The sequence below is a fragment of the Streptomyces sp. NPDC020983 genome (assembly GCF_044333485.1).
GTDB lineage: Bacteria > Actinomycetota > Actinomycetes > Streptomycetales > Streptomycetaceae > Actinacidiphila.
On the sequence record NZ_JBIRRA010000005.1, the window covers coordinates 216,916 to 236,833 of the forward strand.

Consider the following 19,918-nt stretch of genomic DNA (forward strand, 5'->3'; position numbering starts at 1 on the left):
GCGTCGAGCAACGGCCCGTCAGAAGTGCGCAAGGACCGTGCCCGCGGCGTCGTACACCGTGACCTCGGACATGGCGCCGGGGCCCTGGCCGGGGGCGCCCCAGACGTACCCGGTCGCGTACCCCGGGTGCCCGCCGAGCGTGACCACCTGCACCTGGTAGGTGACGCCGCCCGCGGTCACCGTCATCCGCGCCGCCCGGCCGTCGCCGATGTAGAGCGGCGAGTACAGCGTGCCCGAGGCGTCACCCGTGCTCTGCAGGCTCACCGTCCCCGCGCCCTGGTTCCCGTCGACCACGCTCTTGCACGTGGCCCAGTCCTCCGGCGGCGTACCGATGCACCGCTCGGTCCGTGTGAGCTTCAGGTACTGGCCGTGCCCGGCGTCCACCAGCTGTCCGGGCCCGACCACCAGCACGCCGGGCGCCTTCGCCGCCACGGCGGGGGCTGCCGTGGCGGGAGCGGCGTGGGCCGGGGCGTGCGCCGCGGCCTTCGCCCCGGCCCCGGCGGCCGCGGGCTCCGGGGCGGCGGACGCGTGCGCGGTGGCGGCGGCGACCGTGGCCGCGGTGGCGACGGCCGCGGCCGACGCGAGATGACGCAGTTTCATGGAGCTCCTCCGTAACGGTGTTCCCGGTTCCGACGGGAGGAGCACCCCCGCGGCTCCTCCTCCCTCCTTCACTCCCGCACCGCCGTGGAGGTTGCACGCCCGCCGCCATTTCCCGGCGGGCCGGGCTACCGGGACCGGCCGTTGGCGGTGAGCCGGACGGGGAGGGCGCCGCTGGAGACCGCGGCGGCGAGGGCCTGGGCGCTGTCGCGGGTGAAGCTGCCGCTGATCTGGGCCTGGCCGCCGGTGATGGGGGAGCTGATGGCGGGGGCGGAGACGACCTCGCCGTCGACCACGATGGCGAGCTGGTCGGCGGGCTGCGTGTTCCGCGACAGGGTGGTGGTGATCTCCGTGAAGAGGGTGGAGCCGGCCGGGGTGAAGGAGAGGTCGACGAGCCACCCGTTGCCGTTGGCGGAGTCGAAGGCCGCTGTCGCGGTCCTCACCTCGGCGCCGGGCAGCGCGGTCGGTCCGAGCAGGTACTTCTGCTTCATCCGGCGGTCGCAGGCCACGGTCGGGCCGTCCGGCAGCGAGGTGACCGCCCGTGTGGTGCCGTCGCAGACCATGGCGTCGTAGCGCTGCCGGAGACCGCCGCCCGCGGCGCCGGCCGGGTCGAGCACGGGGCGGAATTCCAGCAGGGCCGTCGCCGTCATCCGCGCCACCCGGTCGGCGTCGGCGCGGGGGGCCTCGATGGTGACGACGTCGCCCGTCACCGTCACGTCCGTGGCCTGGAGCCCGAGGGACTTCGCGCGCTCGCGCAGCCGCACGGCGGTCGTCCGCATGTCCTCGGCGGTCGGCGGGCCGGAGTCGGGGCGGCTCGCGGTGTACGTCGTGGTGGTGCGCGGCGCGCCGGAGGGCGGCGCCGGCTCGGGGCTGCCGCCGGAGTCCGAGCAGCCCGAGACGGCGGGCCCGAGGACGAGCACGGCGGTGGCGAACGCGGTGGCGCACGCCTTGCGGTGAGGGAGCATGAGCCCAGTGTGGCCGGTCCGTCACCGCCGGGTGCGGCCTTGCGGAAGACGGCGCGTCAGCCGCCGTACCGCCCGTGGCCGGCGGGCGCGCAGCGGACCGGCGGGACGGGCAGCCGGTGCCCGTCGAGCTGGGTGAGGGCGAGCAGCGTGACGGCGCCGGTCCAGGCGAGGGGGACGACGGACGCCGGGTTGCCCGCGGGGTCGACCTGCTCGGGCAGCTCGCCGAGCATGTTGCGGTGGCCCAGCAGCCAGTCCACGACCTGGCCCGCCGCGCCGGGACGGCCCGTGCCGGACCACGCCAGGGCGAAGAAGGCGGTCTCGGGGCCCCAGGCGTCGGCCCAGGGGTGGCCGGGGTCGTCGCCCGGCACGACACCGCCGCCGGGGCGCAGCAGGGCCCGGTAGGTGGCGTCGACCGCGCCGGCCAGCCCGTCCGGAGCGGGGCCGAAGGGCGGCGCCATGAACGTCACCGCGGCGTCCCGGCCGTGCAGGCCGTCGGCGGTGCGCGGGTAGCCGCCCGGCGCGAAGTCCCGCGCGATCCCGGCGGATAGCCGGCCCGCGGCGTCCGTCCAGGCGTGCGCGTCGGCGGGGTGGCCGGTGACGCGCGCGAGGTCGGCCGCGGCCCGCAGCCCCGACAGCAGCGGTGCGGCGGTGCCGATGTTCGGTGCGGCGGTGGCGATCTCCCAGTAGTCCGGTGACGCGGGCGGCAGCCCGCCGGCATCCAGCGAACCGGCCACGTGGTCCTCGGACTTCTCCAGCATCGGGTAGAGCGCGCGCAGCTCCCGCTCGCGGTGCGCCCCGGGCGCGGCCTCGTACCACTCCCAGACCGCCCACGGCACCCAGCCGTTGGCGTCCAGCTGCCAGTGCCGGCTGTCCGGGGGGCCGGAGCCGTCGAGCCGCGTGCGCGCGTCCCAGGTGCCGTCGGCGCGCTGGGTCCGCGCGTTGTAGGCCAGTATCCGGTAGGCCTCGTCGGTGTGGCCGGTGGCGGCGAAGGCGGCGGCGGTGAAACCGGCGTCGCGCGGCCAGGAGTACTTCCACGCGCCGTACCAGGCCGCCGCGACCGCCCCGTTCGGCTGCGTGAGGAGACGGAGCGTCAGCAGGGCCCGCGCGGCGGCGTCCCTCTCGGCGGGGGTGCGGCCGGGCACGGTGCCCGCGGCGAGCCAGGCCCGGGAGGCGGCGATCTGCGCCGCGGCACCGGGGTCGCCGGCCGGTACGGTCACGGGCTGCGCGGCACCGTCCGGCAGGTAGCGCCAGTCGCCGTCCGGCAGCCGCAGGACGTTGCTGTCCGGCACGTAGGAGGCGCCGTGGGCATCGAGGGGGGAGAGCGCCACCGTGGTCGTGCCGTTGCCGAGCAGCCCGGCGGTGGTGGCGGCGAGATCCCCGGCCGGGACCGGCCGGTAGCAGGTGTGGGACGCGCCGCAGGCGTCCGCGCCGGTCAGGCCGATCCCGAAGGCGGCGTGGGTGGTGGCCAGGGTGCCGGAGTCGTACGCGTGCCAGCCGCCCCAGTAGGCGACGTCGTAGTTCCACGACGGCAGCGCGCCGGGGACGGCGGACCTGACGCCGTTCCACACCACGCTGCCGGAGGTGCCGCTCGCCTGCACGACGAGGTAGTAGTCCTGCCCGGCCGCCAGTTCGGCGTCGACGGGGAAGTCGACCCACCCCTCCCCGGCGCCGCCGAGGTCCGCGAGCTCGACCCGGCCCTCCGCGACCGCGGTGGCCGGGTCGGCGACGTCGGTGCGGATCTGCGCGTCCAGCGTCCCGGCCGGTGAGGCGCTCACCAGGAAGGCGCTGACGCTGCGGACGTGGCGCCCGGCCGTGCTGAACTGCTGCGCCGCGGCGTGGTCCGGGCCGTTGACCGCGAACAGCCCGGCCGTCGCCGCGGGCCGGCGGTCGTAGACCGCCGCCGCGTGCGCCGGGCCCGCGGCGGGGCCCACCGCGAGGAACAGCGCGAGCGCGCTCACGGCGGCCGCGGTCCGTCGTCGCCTGTGCGTCGTCCCCGGCACGGAGACCATCTCCTCGGCGTCGTCGAAGGGGCGTTCGCCGGCCTTCCCGCCGCCGCGGCCGTCACCGCGCGGGCCGGAACCGGCGGACGCCGATCAGGAAAGTGCACGTACGGCCACGGTAATGAAGACGGCGCTGGGAGGCGAGATGCCTCGCGGGGCCGGAGGGACCCGGGAGGCGCCGCGTCCGAGCGGTTCGCGGGTCCGGCCGCGGCAGCGGGCCGGGGCGGTCGGCGAAGCCCGGGACCTGACGGTGCCCGGGCGGTTACGCTGCCGCCGTGGCCGCAACCGCCGAACCCGAGCCCGCGCTGCTGGATCCCAAGGGACCGGTGATCACCGCCGTCGCCTGCGTCGTCGGCGTGCTCCTGGCGGTGGCCGGGTGCGGCGGCGCCGTGGTGTGCGCCGTCCTCGCTGTGACGGGGGCGGGCGGGACGCACGGCGGCCTGGTGCCGGTCGCCGGGGTGCTGGCGGTGTTCGGGGTGTTCGTCTGCCTCGTCGGCTACTCCACCGCCGTGAACGCCCGGCAGGAGCGGGAATTGACGCTGCGGCTCGCCGCCGGCGGCCTGGAGGCGACGGCGCTGGTGCTCGCCGTCGCCTCGGCCCCTCCCACGCACGACGACCACCCGCAGGTACGGCTCCGGCTGCGGATCGGCGGCGCGGGCGTCGAGCCGTTCGAGGTCGAGGTGGAGGTCCACAGCTACCGGTTCGGCGCCGCCGCGCAGGGCACCGTCCTGCCCGCCCGTGTCGACCCGGTGAGCCTCGTCTTCACGCTCGGGCGCCCCGCCGCCCCGCCCGCCCCGGCCCCCGGCGGCTGAGGCCGGCGCGTCAGGGCGCGGGCGGCGCCCCGCCGAGCAGGGCCCGCCGGAGGGGCTCGCGCCAGACGCCGCGGGCGGGGTCGAAGGCGCCGAAGTCCGTGCCGAACTCCCAGTAGGCCCAGCTCATGCCGAGGGCCTCGGCCTCGGCGCGCACGAAGGCCGTCCACCGCTCGCGGGAGTCCGTCGCCGCGGCCTGGAAGGCGCCGAACTCGCCGACGAAAAGGGGGAGTCCGTGCTCGCGCCCCCACGCCGCGGCCCGGGCGAGATCGGCTCGCACGGCGTCCTCGTCCGCCGCGCCGCCCCAGGACCGGCCGAGCCACCCTTCGGCGCCCGGGACCCAGCCCGCGCCCTGGTGGGTGAAGCCGAAGGGCGCGTAGTAGTGGAAGGACGCCACCAGGTGGGCGTCGTCCGGGACGGCGAGGGCGGGCAGGGCGCGCGGGTCGTTATGCTCGGCGGGGCCGATGACCACGGTGCGCTCGGGATCCGACGCGCGGACGGCCGCGAGCGCCTGCGCCAGCACGGTGTTCCAGCGGCTCGCGGTGAGCCGGCCGCCCGGTTCGTTGAGCAGTTCGAAGGAGAGCTGTCCGAAGCGGCCGGCGTAATGGGCCGCGATCTGCCGCCAGAGGGCGAGGAAACGCGGCAGGTGCGCGTCGGGGGCGGTGCTCATCTCCTGGTAGTGGTGGACGTTCACCACGGCGTTCAGTCCGCGGTCGAGGGCGGCGCGCACCCCGGCGTCCACCCGTGCGAGGAACGCCGGGTCGATCGTGTACGGAGCGGTGGTCCCGGCGTGCGCGGACCACCGGACCGGCAGCCGGACGGTGTCGAAGCCGGCCGAAGCCACCTCGTCGAAGTACCGCTCGTCCAGCGGCAGCCGGGGTCCGCCGGGCAGCGCGTCCAGCGCGTTGCCGAAATTGATCCCGCGCCCGAGTCCTGGCTGCATCGACGCCTCCCCGGGGGCAATCTACCGGCGGCAGCGGCCGGGGCGCGCGGCAGTGCGCGGCTACGCCGGGGCGCGGCCCGGGGCGAAGGGGTCCGCGGGCTGCCATGCCACCGGCAGGGCGACCTCCACCCGTTCGGCGGCCGCTCGGTGGAGGAGGAAGTCCATGCTGGTGGCGAGGTCGTCGGCGATCCGCGGCAGCGGGACGAGGGGGCGCTCGAGCGGCCGGGTGAAGTCGTCCCAGTGCACGGGCACGACGCGGCGGGCGCCGGTGGCGGCCACGACCTCGTCCCAGTAGGCCGTCCGGAACGCCGCGCTCTGCCGGCCGAGCGCCCCGACCCCCAGGTAGACGGTCTCGGCCCGCACCCCGGCCAGCGCGCCGGGGCGGTAGTTGGCGCTGGCGTGGACGAGCAGGGCCCTGCGGCGGTGACGCACGTGGACGGTGTACGAGGTGCCGGTCGCCCAGGCACGCAGCCGGGCCGGGGGCACGAGGGGGCGGTCGACGGTGCCCGGGAAGCGGTCGCCGGGACTGTGCGGGGAGGCGAGGAGCGTCACCGTGAACGCGCCGAACTCCAGCGGCTCGCCCTCGGCCGGCACGGCCAGCCGGTCCTCGGGGAGGCCGCCGCCGCGGCCGATGTGGGCGGTCGACGCCGAGCCCACCAGGCGGGCGCCGGTGAGGCGGCACACCAGCGGGGCGTCGAGGGCGTGGTCGTAGTGCGAGTGGGCGCAGACCACGGCCGCCAGGCGCCTGACGCCCAGCCGCGCCAGGCAGCGGCGCACCACGCGCTCGTCCGGGGCGATCCGGCCGAGGCAGCGCAGCGGCCCGGGACGGGAGAGGAAGCCGTCGGTCATCAGGGCCGTCTCCCCGTCGTCGAACAGCAGCGTGGAGACCCCGAGCCATGTCGCCCGCACCCCGCTGCCGCCCTCCGCCGGTGCGGCGGCCTCGAGGATGCCGCGGTAGGGGGCGAGCCCCGGGCGGCTGAACGGCCAGACCATGCGCGGAGCCTAGCCTGCCGCCCGCGCACGCAACGCCGCCTCCGCACCGGCCGGGCTCCGTTGCAGCGCGCGCACCGGCCCCGCGTCCGCCGCCGGACGGGCAGCGCACCACCTCCGCCTGCCCGGAAGGAGCCGTGAGCGGCGTGCGCCCCTCGCCTCGCCACGACGGCGCAGGCCTTTCGCCGCCGCTCGGCAGCGGATTCGCGTTCCGTGGGTACCGCGCGCGAACGAGAGCGGTGCCCCCCGGCGCAGGCGTACGCGCCCGTGCACGGGCCGGTCTGCACCCGCCTCTGCGTCTGCGTCTGCGCGTACGGGGCGAGCGGCCCGTACCTGCTGCGGACGCACTGAGCCGGACGGGCGCCCGTCCGGCGGCAGGAAAGGGGGTGCCGCCGGGCGGCCGATCGCGGAGAATCCCCGGATGGCCGTCATGAACGCGGACGGGACCGGCGCCGCCCCGCTCCCGCACCCCTCGCCGCGCGCGCTCGCCGGGCGTGCCTTCGGCGCCGTCCCGCCGCCCGCCCTGGTGCTGCTCGGCATCGTGAGCGTCCAGGTGGGCGCGGCGCTGGCCAAGCACCTCTTCGGCGCGGTCGGCAGCTCCGGAACCGTCGCGCTGCGGCTCTTCTTCGCCGCCGCGGTGCTGATGGCGGCCTGGCGGCCGCCGCTGCGGATGGGGCGCCGCGCGTGGACGGTGGTGCTCGGTTACGGAGCCGTCCTGGGGACGATGAACCTCTGCTTCTACCTGGCGCTCGCCCGGCTCCCGCTGGGCATCGCGGTGACGACCGAATTCCTCGGGCCGCTCGCCGTGGCCCTCGGCGGCTCGCGGCGGCGGCTGGACGCCTTCTGGGCGCTGCTCGCCGGCGCCGGTGTGGCGCTGCTGGCGGAGGGGCGTGGCGATCTCGACCTCGTGGGCCTGCTGCTCGCCCTGGCCGCCGGAGCCTGCTGGGGCCTCTACATCCTGCTGGGCGCGGCGCTCGGACGGCACACCACGGAGGGCAACGGGCTGGCGCTGGGAATGGCCGTGGCCGCGCTGCTGGCCGTGCCGTTCGGTGTGGCGGACAGCGGTACGGCCCTGGCCCGGCCGTGGGTGCTGATCGCCGGGCTCGGGGTGGCGCTGCTGTCGTCGGTGGTGCCGTACTCGCTGGAGCTGGAGGCGCTGCGCCGGATCCCGCCGCACGTCTTCGGCATCCTGATGAGCCTCGAACCGGCGACGGCGGCGGTCATCGGCTTCGTCGTGCTGGGCGAGTCCCTGCACTGGTCGCAGTGGCTGGCGGTGCTGTGCGTGATGGCCGCCTCCGCGGGCGCGACGCGCGGCGCCCGCCCGGACGCGTGACCGCCGCCCCGCGCGCGCGGCGCGGGGCGGCGGGCGGTCAGCGGTAGAGGCGGACGTCCGCGAGGCTCCACCAGTTGGCGGCCGTACCGGTCTGGGTGATGCGCAGGTACCGGCTCTCGGCGGTGCGGGGCAGGCGGACGGTGGTGAGCTGCCCCGTACCCGTCCCCTGCGCGGCGGTCCGCCAGTGCGTGCCGTCGTCGCTCACGGACAGCTGCCAGCCGCGGGCGTGGTCACCGGGGTTGTCGCCGGTGTCGACCGCCACCGTGCCGAAGGCGGTGCGGCGCCCGAGGTCGAGCTGCACGTACTGCCCGGGCGCCTGCGCGGTGCCGCTCGTCCAGCGGGTGCTGCCGTCGTCGTCCAGCACGGCCGCGGCCGGGCCCTGGCCCCCGGGTGAGGCGGTGGCGGTGGCTCCGGAAAGGTCCAGCTGGTGCAGTGCGGTGTGCAGCGCGCCGGAGGCGGGCCACGTGAAGGTGGCGAGCGCCCCGCCGGGCAGGGTGTAGTCGAAGGAGCGGTCGCCGACCGCGACGCTGAAGGAGCGCGGCGCGTCGTTCTCGTTGTGGACGACGAGGGCCGTGGAGCCGTCCGGGTTGGTGAAGGCCACGTCGGTGAGCCTGCCGTTCCAGCCGGTGGTGCCGTAGCTGGTGCTGGCGATGCGGACGGCGCCCGGTTTCACGAACTTCGACAGGTGCCCGATGGTGCTGTACTCGGCGTTGGCGGCCACCGTGCCGTCCGGCCGGACGGTGAGCAGCGCGGTGCAGGTGTCGCAGCCGCCGTTGTGCGGGCCGCCGTCGGCGTCCAGGGCGAGGTTCCAGTCGGCCACGGACTTCGCCCAGTTGCGGGTGGTGCCCACGGTGACGGTACGGGCGTGCCAGGTCAGGGTGCCGCGGAAGATCTCCGCGGGGGTGTCGGTGGCGCCGTGCGAGCCGGAGCACTCGGTGAACCAGATGCCCTTGCCGGGATGGGCGTCGTGCAGCGCGCTCTGGGCGCTCGGGTCGCCCGAGTAGCAGTGGTAGGCGGTGCCCGCGACCCACCGGGCGGCCGGACCGTCGAGGATCTCGTACGGGTAGTCCGTCTGCGGGTCCTCGCCGAGCTTCTCGGCGGTGGCGACGTCACCGGGGTGCGTCGTCCAGTTGTGGTCGTAGGCAAGGATCTTCGTGCGCAGCCCGGCGGCCCGCAGCATCGGGCCGAGCGCCTCGATGACCTTCGCCTCCTGCTCGACCGGCAGGTCGGTACCGGGATACGCGCTGGGCGTGCGGTTCTGCGGCTCGTTCTGCACGGTCAGGTAGTCGACGCGGACGCCGGCGGCGGCGTAGGCCTGCACGAATTTCACCAGGTAGCGGGCGTACGCCCGGTAGACCGCGGGGTCGTCCTTGAGGTGGCCGCCGACCAGGGAGTCCGAGTCCTTCATCCAGGCGGGCGGGCTCCACGGGGTGGCCAGCACGGTGAGCTGCGGGTTCAGCTTCCCGGCCTGCCGCAGCAGGGGCAGGACGAGCTTCCGGTCGTGCGCGATGCTGAAGTGGCGCAGCGCGAAGTCCGTCTGCCCGGCGGGCATGTCGTCGTACGTGTAGTGCTCGGCCTCGGCGGTGAAGTCGGAGGATCCGACCGGCTGGCGCAGGAAGCTCACGCCGATCCCGGACACCGGGTCGAACAGCCGCCGCATCGCGTCGTCCCGCGCCTGCCGGGGGAGCGCGCCGAGCACCGCGGCCGAGGAGTCGGTGAGGGCGCCGCCGAAACCGTCCATCCGCTGGAAGCGCCGCGTGGGGTCGACGGTGACGGTCGTGAGGTCCGAACCCCCCTCGTGGAAGGCGACCGGTGCCTGCCGCTGAAGCTGCGCGGAGTCGTCGGCGGTCGTGAGCCACACCTGTGCCTGCGGGCCGGCGGGCCCGCCGGCCGGGTGCGCGGCGGCGGTGGCGGTGGCCGGCAGGCAGGCCATGCACAGTGTGGCGGCCATGAGGGCCGAGGCACCGAAGGCGCGTTTCATGGACGGTTCTCCTTGCTGACGGGACCCGACCACCGGTCGCGCGACCCGGCCCGGGTGAAACGGAATGAAACACCGGTGACATCAGTGTGCGCGGGCATCAGCAAAGACGGCACGCCTCTCGGGTGTCAAGAGGTGTGCCGCGAGGGCTTGTCGCGGGGGCAACGATGAAACAACTGATGTAACAGGATTGGGCGACGGAAACCCGCGCGGGCCACGGCCGGCGGACCCGCGCGGGTGCCGCGGCGCGGGGTTACGCCTCGGCGGCGGGCGACCCGGCGGGCTTCGGCGACGCGGCCTGCGGCGGTACGGCCCCGGGCAGCTCCGCCCGCTCCTCGGCCGCCGCGAGTTCGCCGGTCCCGTCCGCCCCGCCGGCGACTTCTCCGGCCCCGTCCGCCCCGGCGGGCTCCACCGGGGCGGACGCCGCCGCCGGCTGCGGGGCCGCGCCGCCGGACGCGCCCGACGCCGCGCGGTCGAAGAACCGCAGCAGCTCGACGGGGAAGGGCAGCACGAGCGTCGAGTTCTTCTCGGCCGCCACCTCCACGACGGTCTGCAGCATGCGCAGTTGCAGCGCCGCCGGGTTGGCGTCCATCGTGCGGGCCGCCTCCGACAGCTTCTGCGACGCCTGGAGCTCGCCGTCCGCGGTGATGATCCTGGCCCGCCGCTCGCGGTCGGCCTCGGCCTGCCGGGCCATCGACCGCTTCATCGACTCCGGCAGCGCCACGTCCTTGATCTCCACCCGGTCGATGTGCACACCCCAGCCGGTCGCCGGGGTGGCCAGCATCAGCTCCAGGCCCTCGTGCAGCCGCTCGCGGCCGGACAGCAGGTCGTCCAGCTCGCTCTTGCCGATGATCGACCGCAGCGAGGTCTGGGCGACCTGCAGCATGGCGAACTGGTAGTTCTGCACGTCGACCGTCGCGCGGATCGGGTCGACGACGCGGAAGTACAGCACGGCGTCCACCCGTACCGACACGTTGTCGCGGGTGATGCCCTCCTGGGAGGGCACCGGCATCGTGACGACCTGCATGTTGACCTTGGTCATCTTGTCGACGAAGGGCACCAGCAGCCGCGGGCCGGGCTGCTTCGGGAGCGGGCTGACCCGGCCGAAGCGGTAGATCACCCCGCGCTCGTACTGTTTGACGACGCGCATGCTGCTCGGCAGCACGATCAGGCCCACCACGGCCAGGACGATCAGCAGTACAACGACGATCTCCATGTCTCCCACTCCCCGGTCCGGTGCGTGAGGGGTACGGCCTGCCGCCCGGCGCCGCGGGGGCAACCGCCTTACCTCGGCGAGGGTTTGACGCCCGGTCCGCACCTCTCGGTTCCGGCGGCCGCGTCCCGCCACGGCGGCCCGGTGACCACCGTCACCGGGCGGACCGCCCTAGGCTGGGCCGATGGCACGCTACTTCGATGTACATCCCCAGAATCCGCAGCCGCGCATCATCAGCGGCGTGGTCGAGAGCATCCGGGACGGTGCGCTGGTCGCGTACCCCACGGACTCCTGCTACGCGCTGGGTTGCCGGCTGGGCAACCGCGAGGGCGTCGACCGCATCCGCACGATCCGCAAGCTCGACGAGCGGCACCACTTCACGCTGGTCTGCCGGGACTTCGCCCAGCTCGGCCAGTTCGTGCAGATCGACAACGACGTCTTCCGGGCGGTGAAGGCGGCCACCCCGGGCAGCTACACCTTCATCCTCCCCGCGACGAAGGAGGTGCCGCGGCAGCTGCAGCACCCGAAGAAGAGGACGGTCGGCGTCCGTATCCCCGACCACGTCGTGACGCAGGCGCTGCTCGCGGAGCTGGACACGCCGCTGGTCTCCAGCACCCTGCTGCTGCCCGACGAGGCCGAGCCGATGACGCAGGGCTGGGAGATCAAGGAGCGGCTCGACCACGTGGTCGACGCGGTGGTCGACTCCGGCGACTGCGGCACCGAGCCGACGACCGTCGTCGACTTCTCCGGCGGCGGCGCCGAGATCCTGCGCCACGGCGCGGGGGACGCCGCGCGCTTCGAGTAGCCGGCCGGCCGTACCGCCCGGCGCGGGCGGTACGGCCACCGGGTCACAACGCCGGTGCCGCAGCGATCAGTTCGCGCGTCCACGGGTCCGCCGGATCGGCGAAGACCCGCTCCACGGGACCGCTCTCCAGGACCCGCCCGTCCCGCATGACCATCACCTCGTCGGCGATCTCCCGGATCACCGCCAGGTCGTGCGAGATGAAGAGCATCGCCAGGCCCAGCCGGTCCCGCAGGGAGGCCAGCAGGTCGAGCACCTGGGCCTGGAGCGACACGTCCAGCGCGGAGACCGGCTCGTCGCACACCAGCACCCGCGGGCGGGTGGCCAGCGCCCGGGCGATCGCCACCCGCTGCCGCTGGCCGCCGGACAGCTCCCTCGGCCGGCGCCGCAGGTGCTCCGGCGCCAGCCCCACCATCGCCAGCAGCTCGGCGCAGCCGGCCGGCCGGTCCGCCCGGGCGACCCCTGCCGCGGCCAGTGCTTCGCCGAGCAGCCGCCGTACCGGGTAGCGCGGGTCCAGCGCGCTCAGCGGGTCCTGGTCCACGAGCTGGACGAGCCGCCGCCGCTGCCGCCGGGCCCGCTCGGGGGCAGGGCTCCAGACGGCGCCGTCCAGCCGTACGGAGCCCGCGTCAGGCTGTTCCAGTCCCAGCACCAGCCGCGCCAGCGTGGACTTCCCCGATCCGGACTCCCCGACGACGCCGAGCGTGCGGCCCGGCGTGAGAGCGAGGGACACCTCGTGCACGGCCTCGCGCCAACCGCCCCCCGGCCGCCGGTAGCGCAACCGCAGCCCGCTCGCCTCCAGCACGGGCCCGGCTGCCGGGCCCCCGGAGTCCCCGGTTTCCCCGGCGCCTGCCTGCTCCCGGGGCTTTGCGGCCCCGGGGCCGGCCTGCTTCCCGGCCTGCGCGGCCCTCGCGTCGGCGGGGTCCGGCGACTGCCCCGTCTCCGCCTCCGCGGCCGCCGCGGGCCCCGCCACCGCCCCGGGCCCCCCGGCCCTCCCCGGCCCCGCGGTCTCCCCGGCGGGTGCGGGGTCCGGCCTCGCCGTCCGGGCGCGGGGCGGGCGCCGCCCGGGCACGGCGTCCAGCAGCGCCCGCGTGTAGGGGTGTTCGGGTGCCGTCAGGATGCGCCGGGCCGGGGCCTGCTCCACGACGACGCCCTCGCGCATCACCGCGATGTCGTCCGCGACCTGCGCCACCGCGGCCAGGTCGTGGCTGATCAGCAGCACCGCCGTGCCCGCGTCCCGCAGCTCCCGCAGCAGCGCCAGGACGCGGGCCTGCACGGTGGCGTCCAGCGCGGTGGTCGGCTCGTCGGCGATCAGCAGCCGGGGGCCGCCGGCCAGGGCCGAGGCGATCAGCGCCCGCTGGCGCAGCCCCCCGGACAGCTCGTACGGGCGCTGCCGGGCCCGCTGCTCCGGCTCGGGCACGCCGACCCTGGTGAGCAGCTCCAGGACCCGGGCGCCCACCTCCTCCCGGGAGGCGCGGCGGTGGGCGGTGAGCGACTCGGCGATCTCCCGGCCGACGGGCCGCAGCGGGTCGAGCGAGACGAGCGCGTCCTGGGAGACCAGCCCGACGTCCACGCCGCGCACCGCCCGCCACTCGCGCTCGCCGTACCGGCGCACGTCGGCGCCGCCCACCTCCAGGCGCTCGGCCCGCACCTCTGACCGGCCGCCGACCAGCCCCAGCAGGCTGCGCGCGGTCACGCTCTTGCCCGACCCGGACTCCCCGACCAGCGCCAGGGACCGCCCGGCGGCCAGCCGGAACGACACGCCGCGCACGGCCTCCACCGGGCCGGCCGGGGTGCCGAACCGCACGTGCAGGGACGCGACATCGGCCACGAGCGGCCCGTGCGGGCCCGTATCGGCGGGTCCGGCGGTGCCGGGGACGGCCTCGACGGCGTCGGTCATGACCGGGTGCTCCTCTCGGGCGGGCGGACGGGTGCCGCCGTCGCCGGGCCGCGCCCCGGCGGGTACCGCCGCCGCGGACCGGATACGGGCGGGCGGGCGCGTACGGCCGGTGCCGGGCCGGTCGCGTGCGGGGCGGCCGGTGCCGCCGCCGGCTGCGGCGCGGGGTGTCGCCGCTCCGGGCCCGGCGCGGCGGGCGCCGGCGTCGCCCGGCGGCGTACGTGCGGCCGCTGCCGCTGCGGGCTCACCCGGCGCTCCGGCCCGCGAAGCTGTGGTGCATTCTCCGGCCCGCCACGCTGATCGCGACCGCCGCGACCGTGACGGCCAGGCCCGGGAAGACGCCCGTCCACCAGGCCACCGGCAGGTACTGCTGGCCCTGGGAGAGCATCGCGCCCCACTCCGGGGAGGGCGGCTCCGGGCCGAGGCCCAGATAGCTCAGGGCGGCGCCGGAGGTGATGGCGGAGCCCGTGCCGATCGCCGCGACGAGCGCGAGGGGCCCGACGGTGTTCGGCAGGACGTGCCGCGCCACCAGGACGGCCGGCCGCTGCCCCAGGCACACCGCCGCCCGCACGTAACCGGACTTGCGCACCGACATCGCCTGGGTACGCACCAGCCGGGCGTACCCCAGCGCGGTGGGCACGGCGATGGCGATCGCCTCGCTGCCCGAGCCGCGCCCGGCCAGGGTCAGCACCAGCAGCGACACCAGCAGCGACGGCAGCGCCAGCAGCGCGTCCACCAGCCGCATCACGACCGCGTCCGCGGCGCGGCCGGTCAGCGCCGCGACCATCCCGATCACCAGTCCGGCGACGGCTGCCAGCGCGGTCGCGCCCAGGCCCGTGGCCAGCGACTGCCGTGACCCGTACACCACCCGGGTCAGCACGTCGCGTCCCAGCTGGTCGGTGCCGAACGGGTGCGCGAGGCTCGGCGGGCGCAGCACCCTGTCGAGGTGCGGGGCCAGCGGCGAGCCGTCGGTGAAGAGCCACGGCATGGCGGCCACCGCGGCGATCACCACCAGCACCGCGACCGCCAGCGCCGTGCCCGGCCGCACCCGCCGCCACCGCGGCCACCGTCGCAACCGCCGCGTGCCCCGCGGCGCGCCGGAAGCCGCCGGGGCTCCGACGGCCCGCTCCACGGCCGCACCCGCGGCCTGCTCCACGTCCGTCACACCGCCGCCCCCCTCACCCGCAGCCGCGGATCGACCACCAGGCACAGCAGGTCGACGACGGTGCTGACGGCCGCGTACGCGAGCGCCGCGACGATCACCACGCCGAGCACCACCGGCATGTCCCGGGTCCCGACAGCGTCGAGTGCCACCTTGCCCAGCCCCGGCCGGGCGAAGACCGTCTCGATCAGGACCGCGCCGCCCAGCAGGTGGCCGACGAACCAGCCGGTGAGGTTGAGCGCGGGCAGCGCCGCGTGCCGCAGGGTGTGCCGGGCCCGCACCGCCCACTCCGACAGCCCGCGGGCGCGGGCGGTGAGCGTGTACGGCTCCTGCCAGGCCGCCTGCATGCCGTCCCGCAGCACCTGGGTGAGCAGCCCGGCGGCCGGCAGCGCCAGCGTGACCGCCGGGAGCACCAGGGCCTCGAACCCCCCCGCGCCCGCGGCCGGGAGCAGCCGGAGCCGGAAGGAGAAGGCCGTCAGCAGCAGCATCCCGAGCCAGAAGGACGGCAGTGAGATCGCCGTCAGCTCCGCGCCGGACAGCACGCCGCGGCCCAGCCGTCCGAGCCGGGCGAGCGGACCGCGCCCGCCGCCGGTGCCCGCGGTGGCCACCGACAGCACCACCGCGACCAGCAGGATGAGCACGGTGGCCGCGCCGGCCAGCTGGAGCGTGGGCCCGAGCTGTTCGCCGACGATCGCGGTCACGGGCCGCTGCTGCTGGTAGGAGGTGCCCAGGTCGCCGTGCAGCAGCCGGGTGAGGAACCGGACGTACTGCACGGCGAACGGGCGGTCGAAACCGTAGTCGTGGCGGATGCGGGCAGCCATGCCGGGCGAGGCGGCGTAGCCGTTGCCCAGCATGATCTGCACCGGGTCGCCGGGCAGCAGGTGCAGGACGGCGAAGGCGACGGTGGCCGCTGCCCAGACCACCAGCACCGCTGCCGCGGCCCGGCCCGCGAGGTAGCGTGCGACGCCTGCGCCCTTCACCGGCCGGTGGTCCAGGCGCGCGCGAACAGCGGCCAGCCGGAGACGTCGAAGGTGACGCCCTGCACCGACTTCGAGGTGCCCAGCAGGTAGGTGCCGACGTACAGCGGGATGGTCACGGCGTGGTCGAGCACCCAGTGCTGGACCTTCGCGTACGCGGCCCTGCGCTGCGCCGGGTCGGTGGTGGCGGAGGCCGCCAGCAGCCACGAGTCGAGCTGCGGGTCGTCGACGCGGGAGGCGTTCTGGCCGCCCTTCTCCAGGTTGGCGCCGCCGAAGTACAGACCGCGCAGGATGTCGCCGTCACCGCGCGACCAGCTGAGGTCCAGGACGTCGTAGCCGGCGGAGTAGGCGGCCTTGAAGTAGCCGCCGGAGTCCACCGTCACCTGCTTGAGTTCGATGCCGACCGCCTTGGCCTGCGACTTCATCCCGTCGGCGAGGGCGCCGCGCTGGTCGCGGGTGACGTTGGCGGCGAGGACGGGCCACGACAGGGTGAGCCGCCTGCCGTCCTTGGTGCGGTAGCCCTGCTTGTCGCGGCCGGTCCAGCCCGCCTGGTCCAGCAGAGCCGCGGCCTGCTTCGGGTCGTACGCCCAGGTGTCCTTCAGCGAGGCGTCGTAGGCGTTCGGCGTGGACGGGCTCAGCGGGCTCCAGGCGCGCTGGTAGACGCCGATGTAGATGGCCGTGACAAGGCTGTCGACGTCCAGCGCGTGCAGCAGGGCGGTGCGCACCCGCTCGTCGGACAGCGGCGCCCGGGTGGTGTTGAGCTGGAGGCTGTAGACCGCGCCGGGCGACTGGTGGGACAGCAGGCGCAGGCGCGGGTCGGTGCGGACCTGGGTCGCCGCGATCACCGGCACCACGGCCGCGTCGATCTGTCCGCTCGTCAGGGTGCCCAGCCGGGTGGTGTCGTCGGTGAGGAAGCGGATGGTGAAGGTGTCCAGGTGGGCGGGACCGTTGTAGCCGCCGTCCTGCGGGCCCCACCGGTAGGCGGGGTTGCGGTGGAAGACGATCTGCCGGCCCACGGTCCGGGAGGCCTCCACGAAGGGCCCGCTGCCGACGGAGTGGGCGCCGCCCGCGCACAGCGCGCTCGACCCCGCCTTGAGCGCCTTCGGCGACTCGATGCCCAGGTAGGTGGTGCTGACGGCCTGGAGGAAGGGGGAGAACGGGCGGCTGAAGGACACCCGGACGGTGTCCTTGCCGGTGACGGCGGTCCCCTTGTAGGAGGGGCCGAACAGGCTGGCCGCGTAGGCCGACTTCGTCTCCGGCGCGGTGATCTGGTCGAAGTTGGCCTTGACGGCGGCGGCGTCCAGCCGGGTGCCGTCGTGGAAGAGCACGTCGTCGCGGAGGGTGAAGTCGTAGGTGAGCCCGTCGGGGGAGATCTTCCAGGACTTCGCCAGCCAGGGGTGGACGGTGCCGGTGGTGTCCTCCGAGACCAGGGAGTCGAAGACGCCGCGCTGGATGACGGCGGAGGCGTCGGTGGGGGAGACGTGCGGATCGAGGCAGGACGGCTCGGAGCTGACGGCGAAGGTCAGGCTGCCGCCGTTGACGGGCTTCCCGCCCGGGGCGGCGGTGCCGGAACCGCTGTCGGCGGAGCAGCCGGTGGTGGCCGCGAGGGCGACCGCGAGCAGGGCGGCGCCGGCGGTGGACGCGGCGCGGCGGAGCGGGGTGGGCATGACGGATCTCTCTTCCGGGCGGGTCGGGTGCGAGGCGGCGGGCGGGGCGGTCGGCCCGGACACGCCGCGGTGCAGACCCGCAGCAGGTCGATGTGGCGCCGCCGTACGAGCGGCGGCGCGAGCACGCAGGGCATCAGACCCCCGCGGCGGGGATCGGAGCGGGCCGGGGCCGCGACACGGGTGCGGCGCCGGCCGGCGGGTACCGGTGGGCGCCGGGTGCGGATCCCGTGCGGGGCGGCTGCGTCGTCATGGTCACTCCGGCTACGTGAACGGTCGCCGCACAGTCTGCGGTGTGCGGAGCCCGGGCTGCCTCGGCCGCAAGGCGGGACTGCGTGCCCGCCGAAAGGCCGTCACCGGGCGCACCGGCCTGGACTTTGGTCGGGGGTCCGGGTGATCGGTGACGCCGGCGGCGGGCGGGACCGGAGGATGTCCCCGGGGCTCGCCTGCCGTGCGGGCCGTCGCCCGTCCCCGGCCGCGCCCCGGCACGTACGGGTTCCGGACGGGGTACTGATTCGGAAAACGTGGAACAATCGAACTCCAGGCGCGCCCGGGGCGCTGGCCCCGCGCGCGGCGCCGCCCGCCCGCGGCGACACCACAGGGGAGGATCCATGGCGATGTCCCACCTGCCCGCGGAGGCACCGGCGCGCCCGGCCGGCGCCGCGGCGTCAGGCGGCGGCCTCCCGGTGCCCGGCGGGACCCGCGTGCTGCTGGGCGCGGGCAGTCCGGTGATGCGGACAGGGCTGCGCACCATCTTCCTCGCGGCCGGCGGCATCGACGTGGTCGCCGAGGTCTGCCGGAGCCGCCACGTGCTGCGGATGTCCGTCGACGCCCGTCCCGCCGTGGTCGTCCTGGAGGACGGCGGGCTGGACGGGGACACCGCCGACCTGGTGCGGTCGATGGTCGGCCGCACCGCGGGCGCCGCCGGCGCGGTCGTGATCACCTGCCGCAGCGAGCGGCGGGTCAGCGCGCTGCTGCGGGCCGGCGCGAGCGCGCTGGTGCACCGCGACGCCCGGGAGTACGAGCTGCTCGCCGCGGTGCGCGCGGTCGCCGCCGGGCACGCCTACTTCTCGCCGCCGCTCGCCCGCGTCGCCCTGGACCTCGCCGCCCCGCACCTGCCCGTACCGCCGGGGGAGGGCGAGGAGCCGGCCGCCGAGGAGGGCGCGCTGCGCGAACTCACGCCCCGTGAGCGGGAGATACTCGACCTGGTCGCCACCGGCATGTCGAACGCGGAGGTCGCGGCCGCGCTGCACCTGAGCGAGAAGACGGTGAAGTTCCACGTCTCCAACGTGCTGACCAAGCTCCGGGTGCGCAGCCGCACCCAGGCCGTCGTCTACTTCCGCACCCTTCCGGCAGCCGCCTCCTGAGGAGGGTCGAGTATCCTTGAACCGTCAAACGACAGGCCGCGAGCAGTCCGCGAACCGGGGCCCCGCCCACGGCCGGCGGTCACGGGAAGGGAGGTACCGTCCGTGCGCACTCCGGTCCACCCCAAGGCCGACGACCTCGAACTCGCCGTGCTCTTCCACGCGCTGAGCGACCCCGTGCGGCTGGCCATAGTCGGGCTGGTGGCCGGCGGCGAGATGTCGTGCGGCGCGATGGCGATCCCGCTGTCGAAGTCGACGCTCTCCCACCATCTGAAGATCCTGCGCGAGGCCGGCGTCACCAACACCCGCCTCGAGGGCACGCACCGCTACATCTCCCTGCGGCGCGACGACCTGGACGCGCGATTCCCCGGGCTCATGGGGTCGATCCTCGCCCAGCTCCCCGACGCGCCGCTCACCCTGCTCGCCTCCGCCTGATCCCGCCTGCTCGCCTCCGCCTGGTCCCGGCTGTGCCCGTGGGGCGTTCCGCGCCGCCCACCAGCTGATTTGTATGCGTGCTGATCGTCTGCCCTAAGATGATTTAGTGACCTTGGATCTGACGCCCGACCAACTCCTGTCGACCACGCGCGCGGTCCGCCGGCGCCTGGACTTCGACCGTCCCGTCCCGCGCGAGCTGATCGAGGAGTGCGTGGACCTCGCCGTCCAGGCCCCGACCGGCCGCAACCGGCAGCGCTGGCACTTCGTCGTCGTCACCGAGGACGTTCAGCGGCATGCCGTGGCCGACCTCTTCCTGCGGGCCCTCTCCGTGGCCCAGGGGCAGCGGCTGACCGCGCGCGACACCTGGCGCATGGGCTACCACCCCGGTTCCACCGAGCGGGTCTTCGACGGCCTGCGCCACCTGGCCGCGAACATCCACCGGGTGCCGGTGTTCGTCATCCCCGCGGTGGAGGGGCGCACCGACCGGGCGAACGTCGCCGAGCAGGCCGGGACCTGGGGCTCGATCCTGCCCGCCGTGTGGAGCTTCATGCTCGCCGCGCGCGCCCGCGGCCTGGGTACGACCTGGACGACCGCGCAGGCCCCGCTGGAGCGGGAGCTGGCCGGGGTGCTCGGTGTCCCCTACGACGAGGTCATGCTGGCCGCGTTCATCCCGCTGGCCTACAGCATCGGCACCGACTTCAGACCGGCTCCGCGCATCCCGCGCGAGCACGTCCTGCACTGGGACCAGTGGAAGCAGGGCCGGTCCTAGCACCGCCGCGGCGGTCCGGCGGG

At 75.8% G+C, this 19,918-nt stretch carries 17 protein-coding genes; 6 read left to right on the top strand and 11 right to left on the bottom strand.

The genetic code is table 11. From position 1 onward, the window contains the following. Positions 1–18 precede the first annotated feature (18 nt). From ACH4SE_RS12635 to ACH4SE_RS12645, 3 genes are all read right to left on the bottom strand, one after another. Entirely contained in the window at positions 19–600 is a 582-nt protein-coding gene (locus tag ACH4SE_RS12635) for a hypothetical protein (protein WP_398543342.1), read from the bottom strand. A 125-nt stretch (positions 601–725) separates the two neighbouring features. After that, positions 726–1,562, bottom strand: coding sequence for a preprotein translocase subunit SecD (gene secD, locus ACH4SE_RS12640; RefSeq protein WP_398543343.1), 837 nt, complete (start codon positions 1,560–1,562; stop codon positions 726–728). A 56-nt stretch (positions 1,563–1,618) separates the two neighbouring features. After that, the gene (locus ACH4SE_RS12645; protein ID WP_398543344.1) at positions 1,619–3,562 is read right to left on the bottom strand and encodes a hypothetical protein; all 1,944 of its coding nucleotides are present in this window, start codon (positions 3,560–3,562) and stop codon (positions 1,619–1,621) included. 275 nt (positions 3,563–3,837) lie between these two features. Between ACH4SE_RS12645 and ACH4SE_RS12650 the strand changes: the two genes are divergently transcribed. Continuing rightward, positions 3,838–4,374, top strand: coding sequence for a hypothetical protein (locus ACH4SE_RS12650; protein ID WP_398543345.1), 537 nt, complete (start codon positions 3,838–3,840; stop codon positions 4,372–4,374). A 10-nt stretch (positions 4,375–4,384) separates the two neighbouring features. Here ACH4SE_RS12650 and ACH4SE_RS12655 read toward each other — a convergent pair whose 3' ends face one another. Beyond that, entirely contained in the window at positions 4,385–5,314 is a 930-nt protein-coding gene (locus ACH4SE_RS12655; RefSeq protein WP_398543346.1) for a glycoside hydrolase family 5 protein, read from the bottom strand. Between the two features lie 60 nt (positions 5,315–5,374). Further along, positions 5,375–6,307 carry an MBL fold metallo-hydrolase gene (locus ACH4SE_RS12660; RefSeq protein WP_398543347.1) on the bottom strand — a complete coding sequence of 311 codons (933 nt, stop codon included), beginning with the start codon at positions 6,305–6,307 and terminating at the stop codon, positions 5,375–5,377. Positions 6,308–6,725: 418 nt separating this feature from the next. On the opposite strand from ACH4SE_RS12660, the gene ACH4SE_RS12665 reads away from it, so the two are divergent. Then, the gene (locus ACH4SE_RS12665; protein WP_398543348.1) at positions 6,726–7,637 is read left to right on the top strand and encodes an EamA family transporter; all 912 of its coding nucleotides are present in this window, start codon (positions 6,726–6,728) and stop codon (positions 7,635–7,637) included. Between the two features lie 37 nt (positions 7,638–7,674). On the opposite strand, the gene ACH4SE_RS12670 is transcribed toward ACH4SE_RS12665, so the two are convergent. Both ACH4SE_RS12670 and ACH4SE_RS12675 read right to left on the bottom strand, forming a co-directional pair. Next, entirely contained in the window at positions 7,675–9,618 is a 1,944-nt protein-coding gene (locus ACH4SE_RS12670) for a discoidin domain-containing protein (protein ID WP_398543349.1), read from the bottom strand. 250 nt (positions 9,619–9,868) lie between these two features. Further along, the gene (locus ACH4SE_RS12675; protein WP_398543350.1) at positions 9,869–10,831 is read right to left on the bottom strand and encodes a slipin family protein; all 963 of its coding nucleotides are present in this window, start codon (positions 10,829–10,831) and stop codon (positions 9,869–9,871) included. 181 nt (positions 10,832–11,012) lie between these two features. Between ACH4SE_RS12675 and ACH4SE_RS12680 the strand changes: the two genes are divergently transcribed. Next, positions 11,013–11,633: an L-threonylcarbamoyladenylate synthase gene (locus tag ACH4SE_RS12680; protein ID WP_398543351.1), complete on the top strand. Its 621-nt coding sequence runs from the start codon at positions 11,013–11,015 to the stop codon at positions 11,631–11,633. 43 nt (positions 11,634–11,676) lie between these two features. Here ACH4SE_RS12680 and ACH4SE_RS12685 read toward each other — a convergent pair whose 3' ends face one another. The 4 genes from ACH4SE_RS12685 to ACH4SE_RS12700 all read right to left on the bottom strand — a co-directional run bounded on the left by ACH4SE_RS12685 (position 11,677) and on the right by ACH4SE_RS12700 (position 17,330). Continuing rightward, positions 11,677–13,527: a dipeptide ABC transporter ATP-binding protein gene (locus ACH4SE_RS12685; protein ID WP_398543352.1), complete on the bottom strand. Its 1,851-nt coding sequence runs from the start codon at positions 13,525–13,527 to the stop codon at positions 11,677–11,679. Between the two features lie 241 nt (positions 13,528–13,768). Next, positions 13,769–14,689, bottom strand: a complete 921-nt coding sequence (locus ACH4SE_RS12690; protein WP_398543353.1) for an ABC transporter permease — start codon at positions 14,687–14,689, stop codon at positions 13,769–13,771. Beyond that, entirely contained in the window at positions 14,686–15,666 is a 981-nt protein-coding gene (locus ACH4SE_RS12695; RefSeq protein WP_398543354.1) for an ABC transporter permease, read from the bottom strand. Before ACH4SE_RS12695 ends, ACH4SE_RS12690 begins: the two co-directional genes overlap by 4 nt. After that, positions 15,663–17,330 (bottom strand): ABC transporter substrate-binding protein, encoded by a 1,668-nt coding sequence (locus ACH4SE_RS12700; protein WP_398543355.1) that lies wholly within the window; start codon positions 17,328–17,330, stop codon positions 15,663–15,665. Before ACH4SE_RS12700 ends, ACH4SE_RS12695 begins: the two co-directional genes overlap by 4 nt. Before the next feature lie 608 nt (positions 17,331–17,938). Here ACH4SE_RS12700 and ACH4SE_RS12705 point away from each other — a divergent pair. The 3 genes from ACH4SE_RS12705 to ACH4SE_RS12715 all read left to right on the top strand — a co-directional run bounded on the left by ACH4SE_RS12705 (position 17,939) and on the right by ACH4SE_RS12715 (position 19,895). Continuing rightward, entirely contained in the window at positions 17,939–18,694 is a 756-nt protein-coding gene (locus tag ACH4SE_RS12705; RefSeq protein WP_398543356.1) for a LuxR C-terminal-related transcriptional regulator, read from the top strand. A gap of 102 nt (positions 18,695–18,796) precedes the next feature. Then, complete coding sequence (locus tag ACH4SE_RS12710; protein ID WP_398543357.1) at positions 18,797–19,126, top strand: ArsR/SmtB family transcription factor; 330 nt, start codon at positions 18,797–18,799, stop codon at positions 19,124–19,126. 106 nt (positions 19,127–19,232) lie between these two features. Then, on the top strand, positions 19,233–19,895 hold the full coding sequence (locus tag ACH4SE_RS12715; RefSeq protein ID WP_398543358.1) for a nitroreductase family protein: 663 nt from the start codon (positions 19,233–19,235) through the stop codon (positions 19,893–19,895). Positions 19,896–19,918 lie beyond the last annotated feature (23 nt).

Coding starts and splice junctions, on each gene's coding strand:
- ACH4SE_RS12635 (WP_398543342.1), bottom strand. CDS start 600: ATGAAACTGCGTCATCTCGCGTCGGCCGCGGCCGTCGCCACCGCGGCC.
- secD (WP_398543343.1), bottom strand. CDS start 1,562: ATGCTCCCTCACCGCAAGGCGTGCGCCACCGCGTTCGCCACCGCCGTG.
- ACH4SE_RS12655 (WP_398543346.1), bottom strand. CDS start 5,314: ATGCAGCCAGGACTCGGGCGCGGGATCAATTTCGGCAACGCGCTGGAC.
- ACH4SE_RS12660 (WP_398543347.1), bottom strand. CDS start 6,307: ATGGTCTGGCCGTTCAGCCGCCCGGGGCTCGCCCCCTACCGCGGCATC.
- ACH4SE_RS12665 (WP_398543348.1), top strand. CDS start 6,726: ATGGCCGTCATGAACGCGGACGGGACCGGCGCCGCCCCGCTCCCGCAC.
- ACH4SE_RS12670 (WP_398543349.1), bottom strand. CDS start 9,618: ATGAAACGCGCCTTCGGTGCCTCGGCCCTCATGGCCGCCACACTGTGC.
- ACH4SE_RS12675 (WP_398543350.1), bottom strand. CDS start 10,831: ATGGAGATCGTCGTTGTACTGCTGATCGTCCTGGCCGTGGTGGGCCTG.
- ACH4SE_RS12680 (WP_398543351.1), top strand. CDS start 11,013: ATGGCACGCTACTTCGATGTACATCCCCAGAATCCGCAGCCGCGCATC.
- ACH4SE_RS12685 (WP_398543352.1), bottom strand. CDS start 13,527: ATGACCGACGCCGTCGAGGCCGTCCCCGGCACCGCCGGACCCGCCGAT.
- ACH4SE_RS12700 (WP_398543355.1), bottom strand. CDS start 17,330: ATGCCCACCCCGCTCCGCCGCGCCGCGTCCACCGCCGGCGCCGCCCTG.
- ACH4SE_RS12705 (WP_398543356.1), top strand. CDS start 17,939: ATGGCGATGTCCCACCTGCCCGCGGAGGCACCGGCGCGCCCGGCCGGC.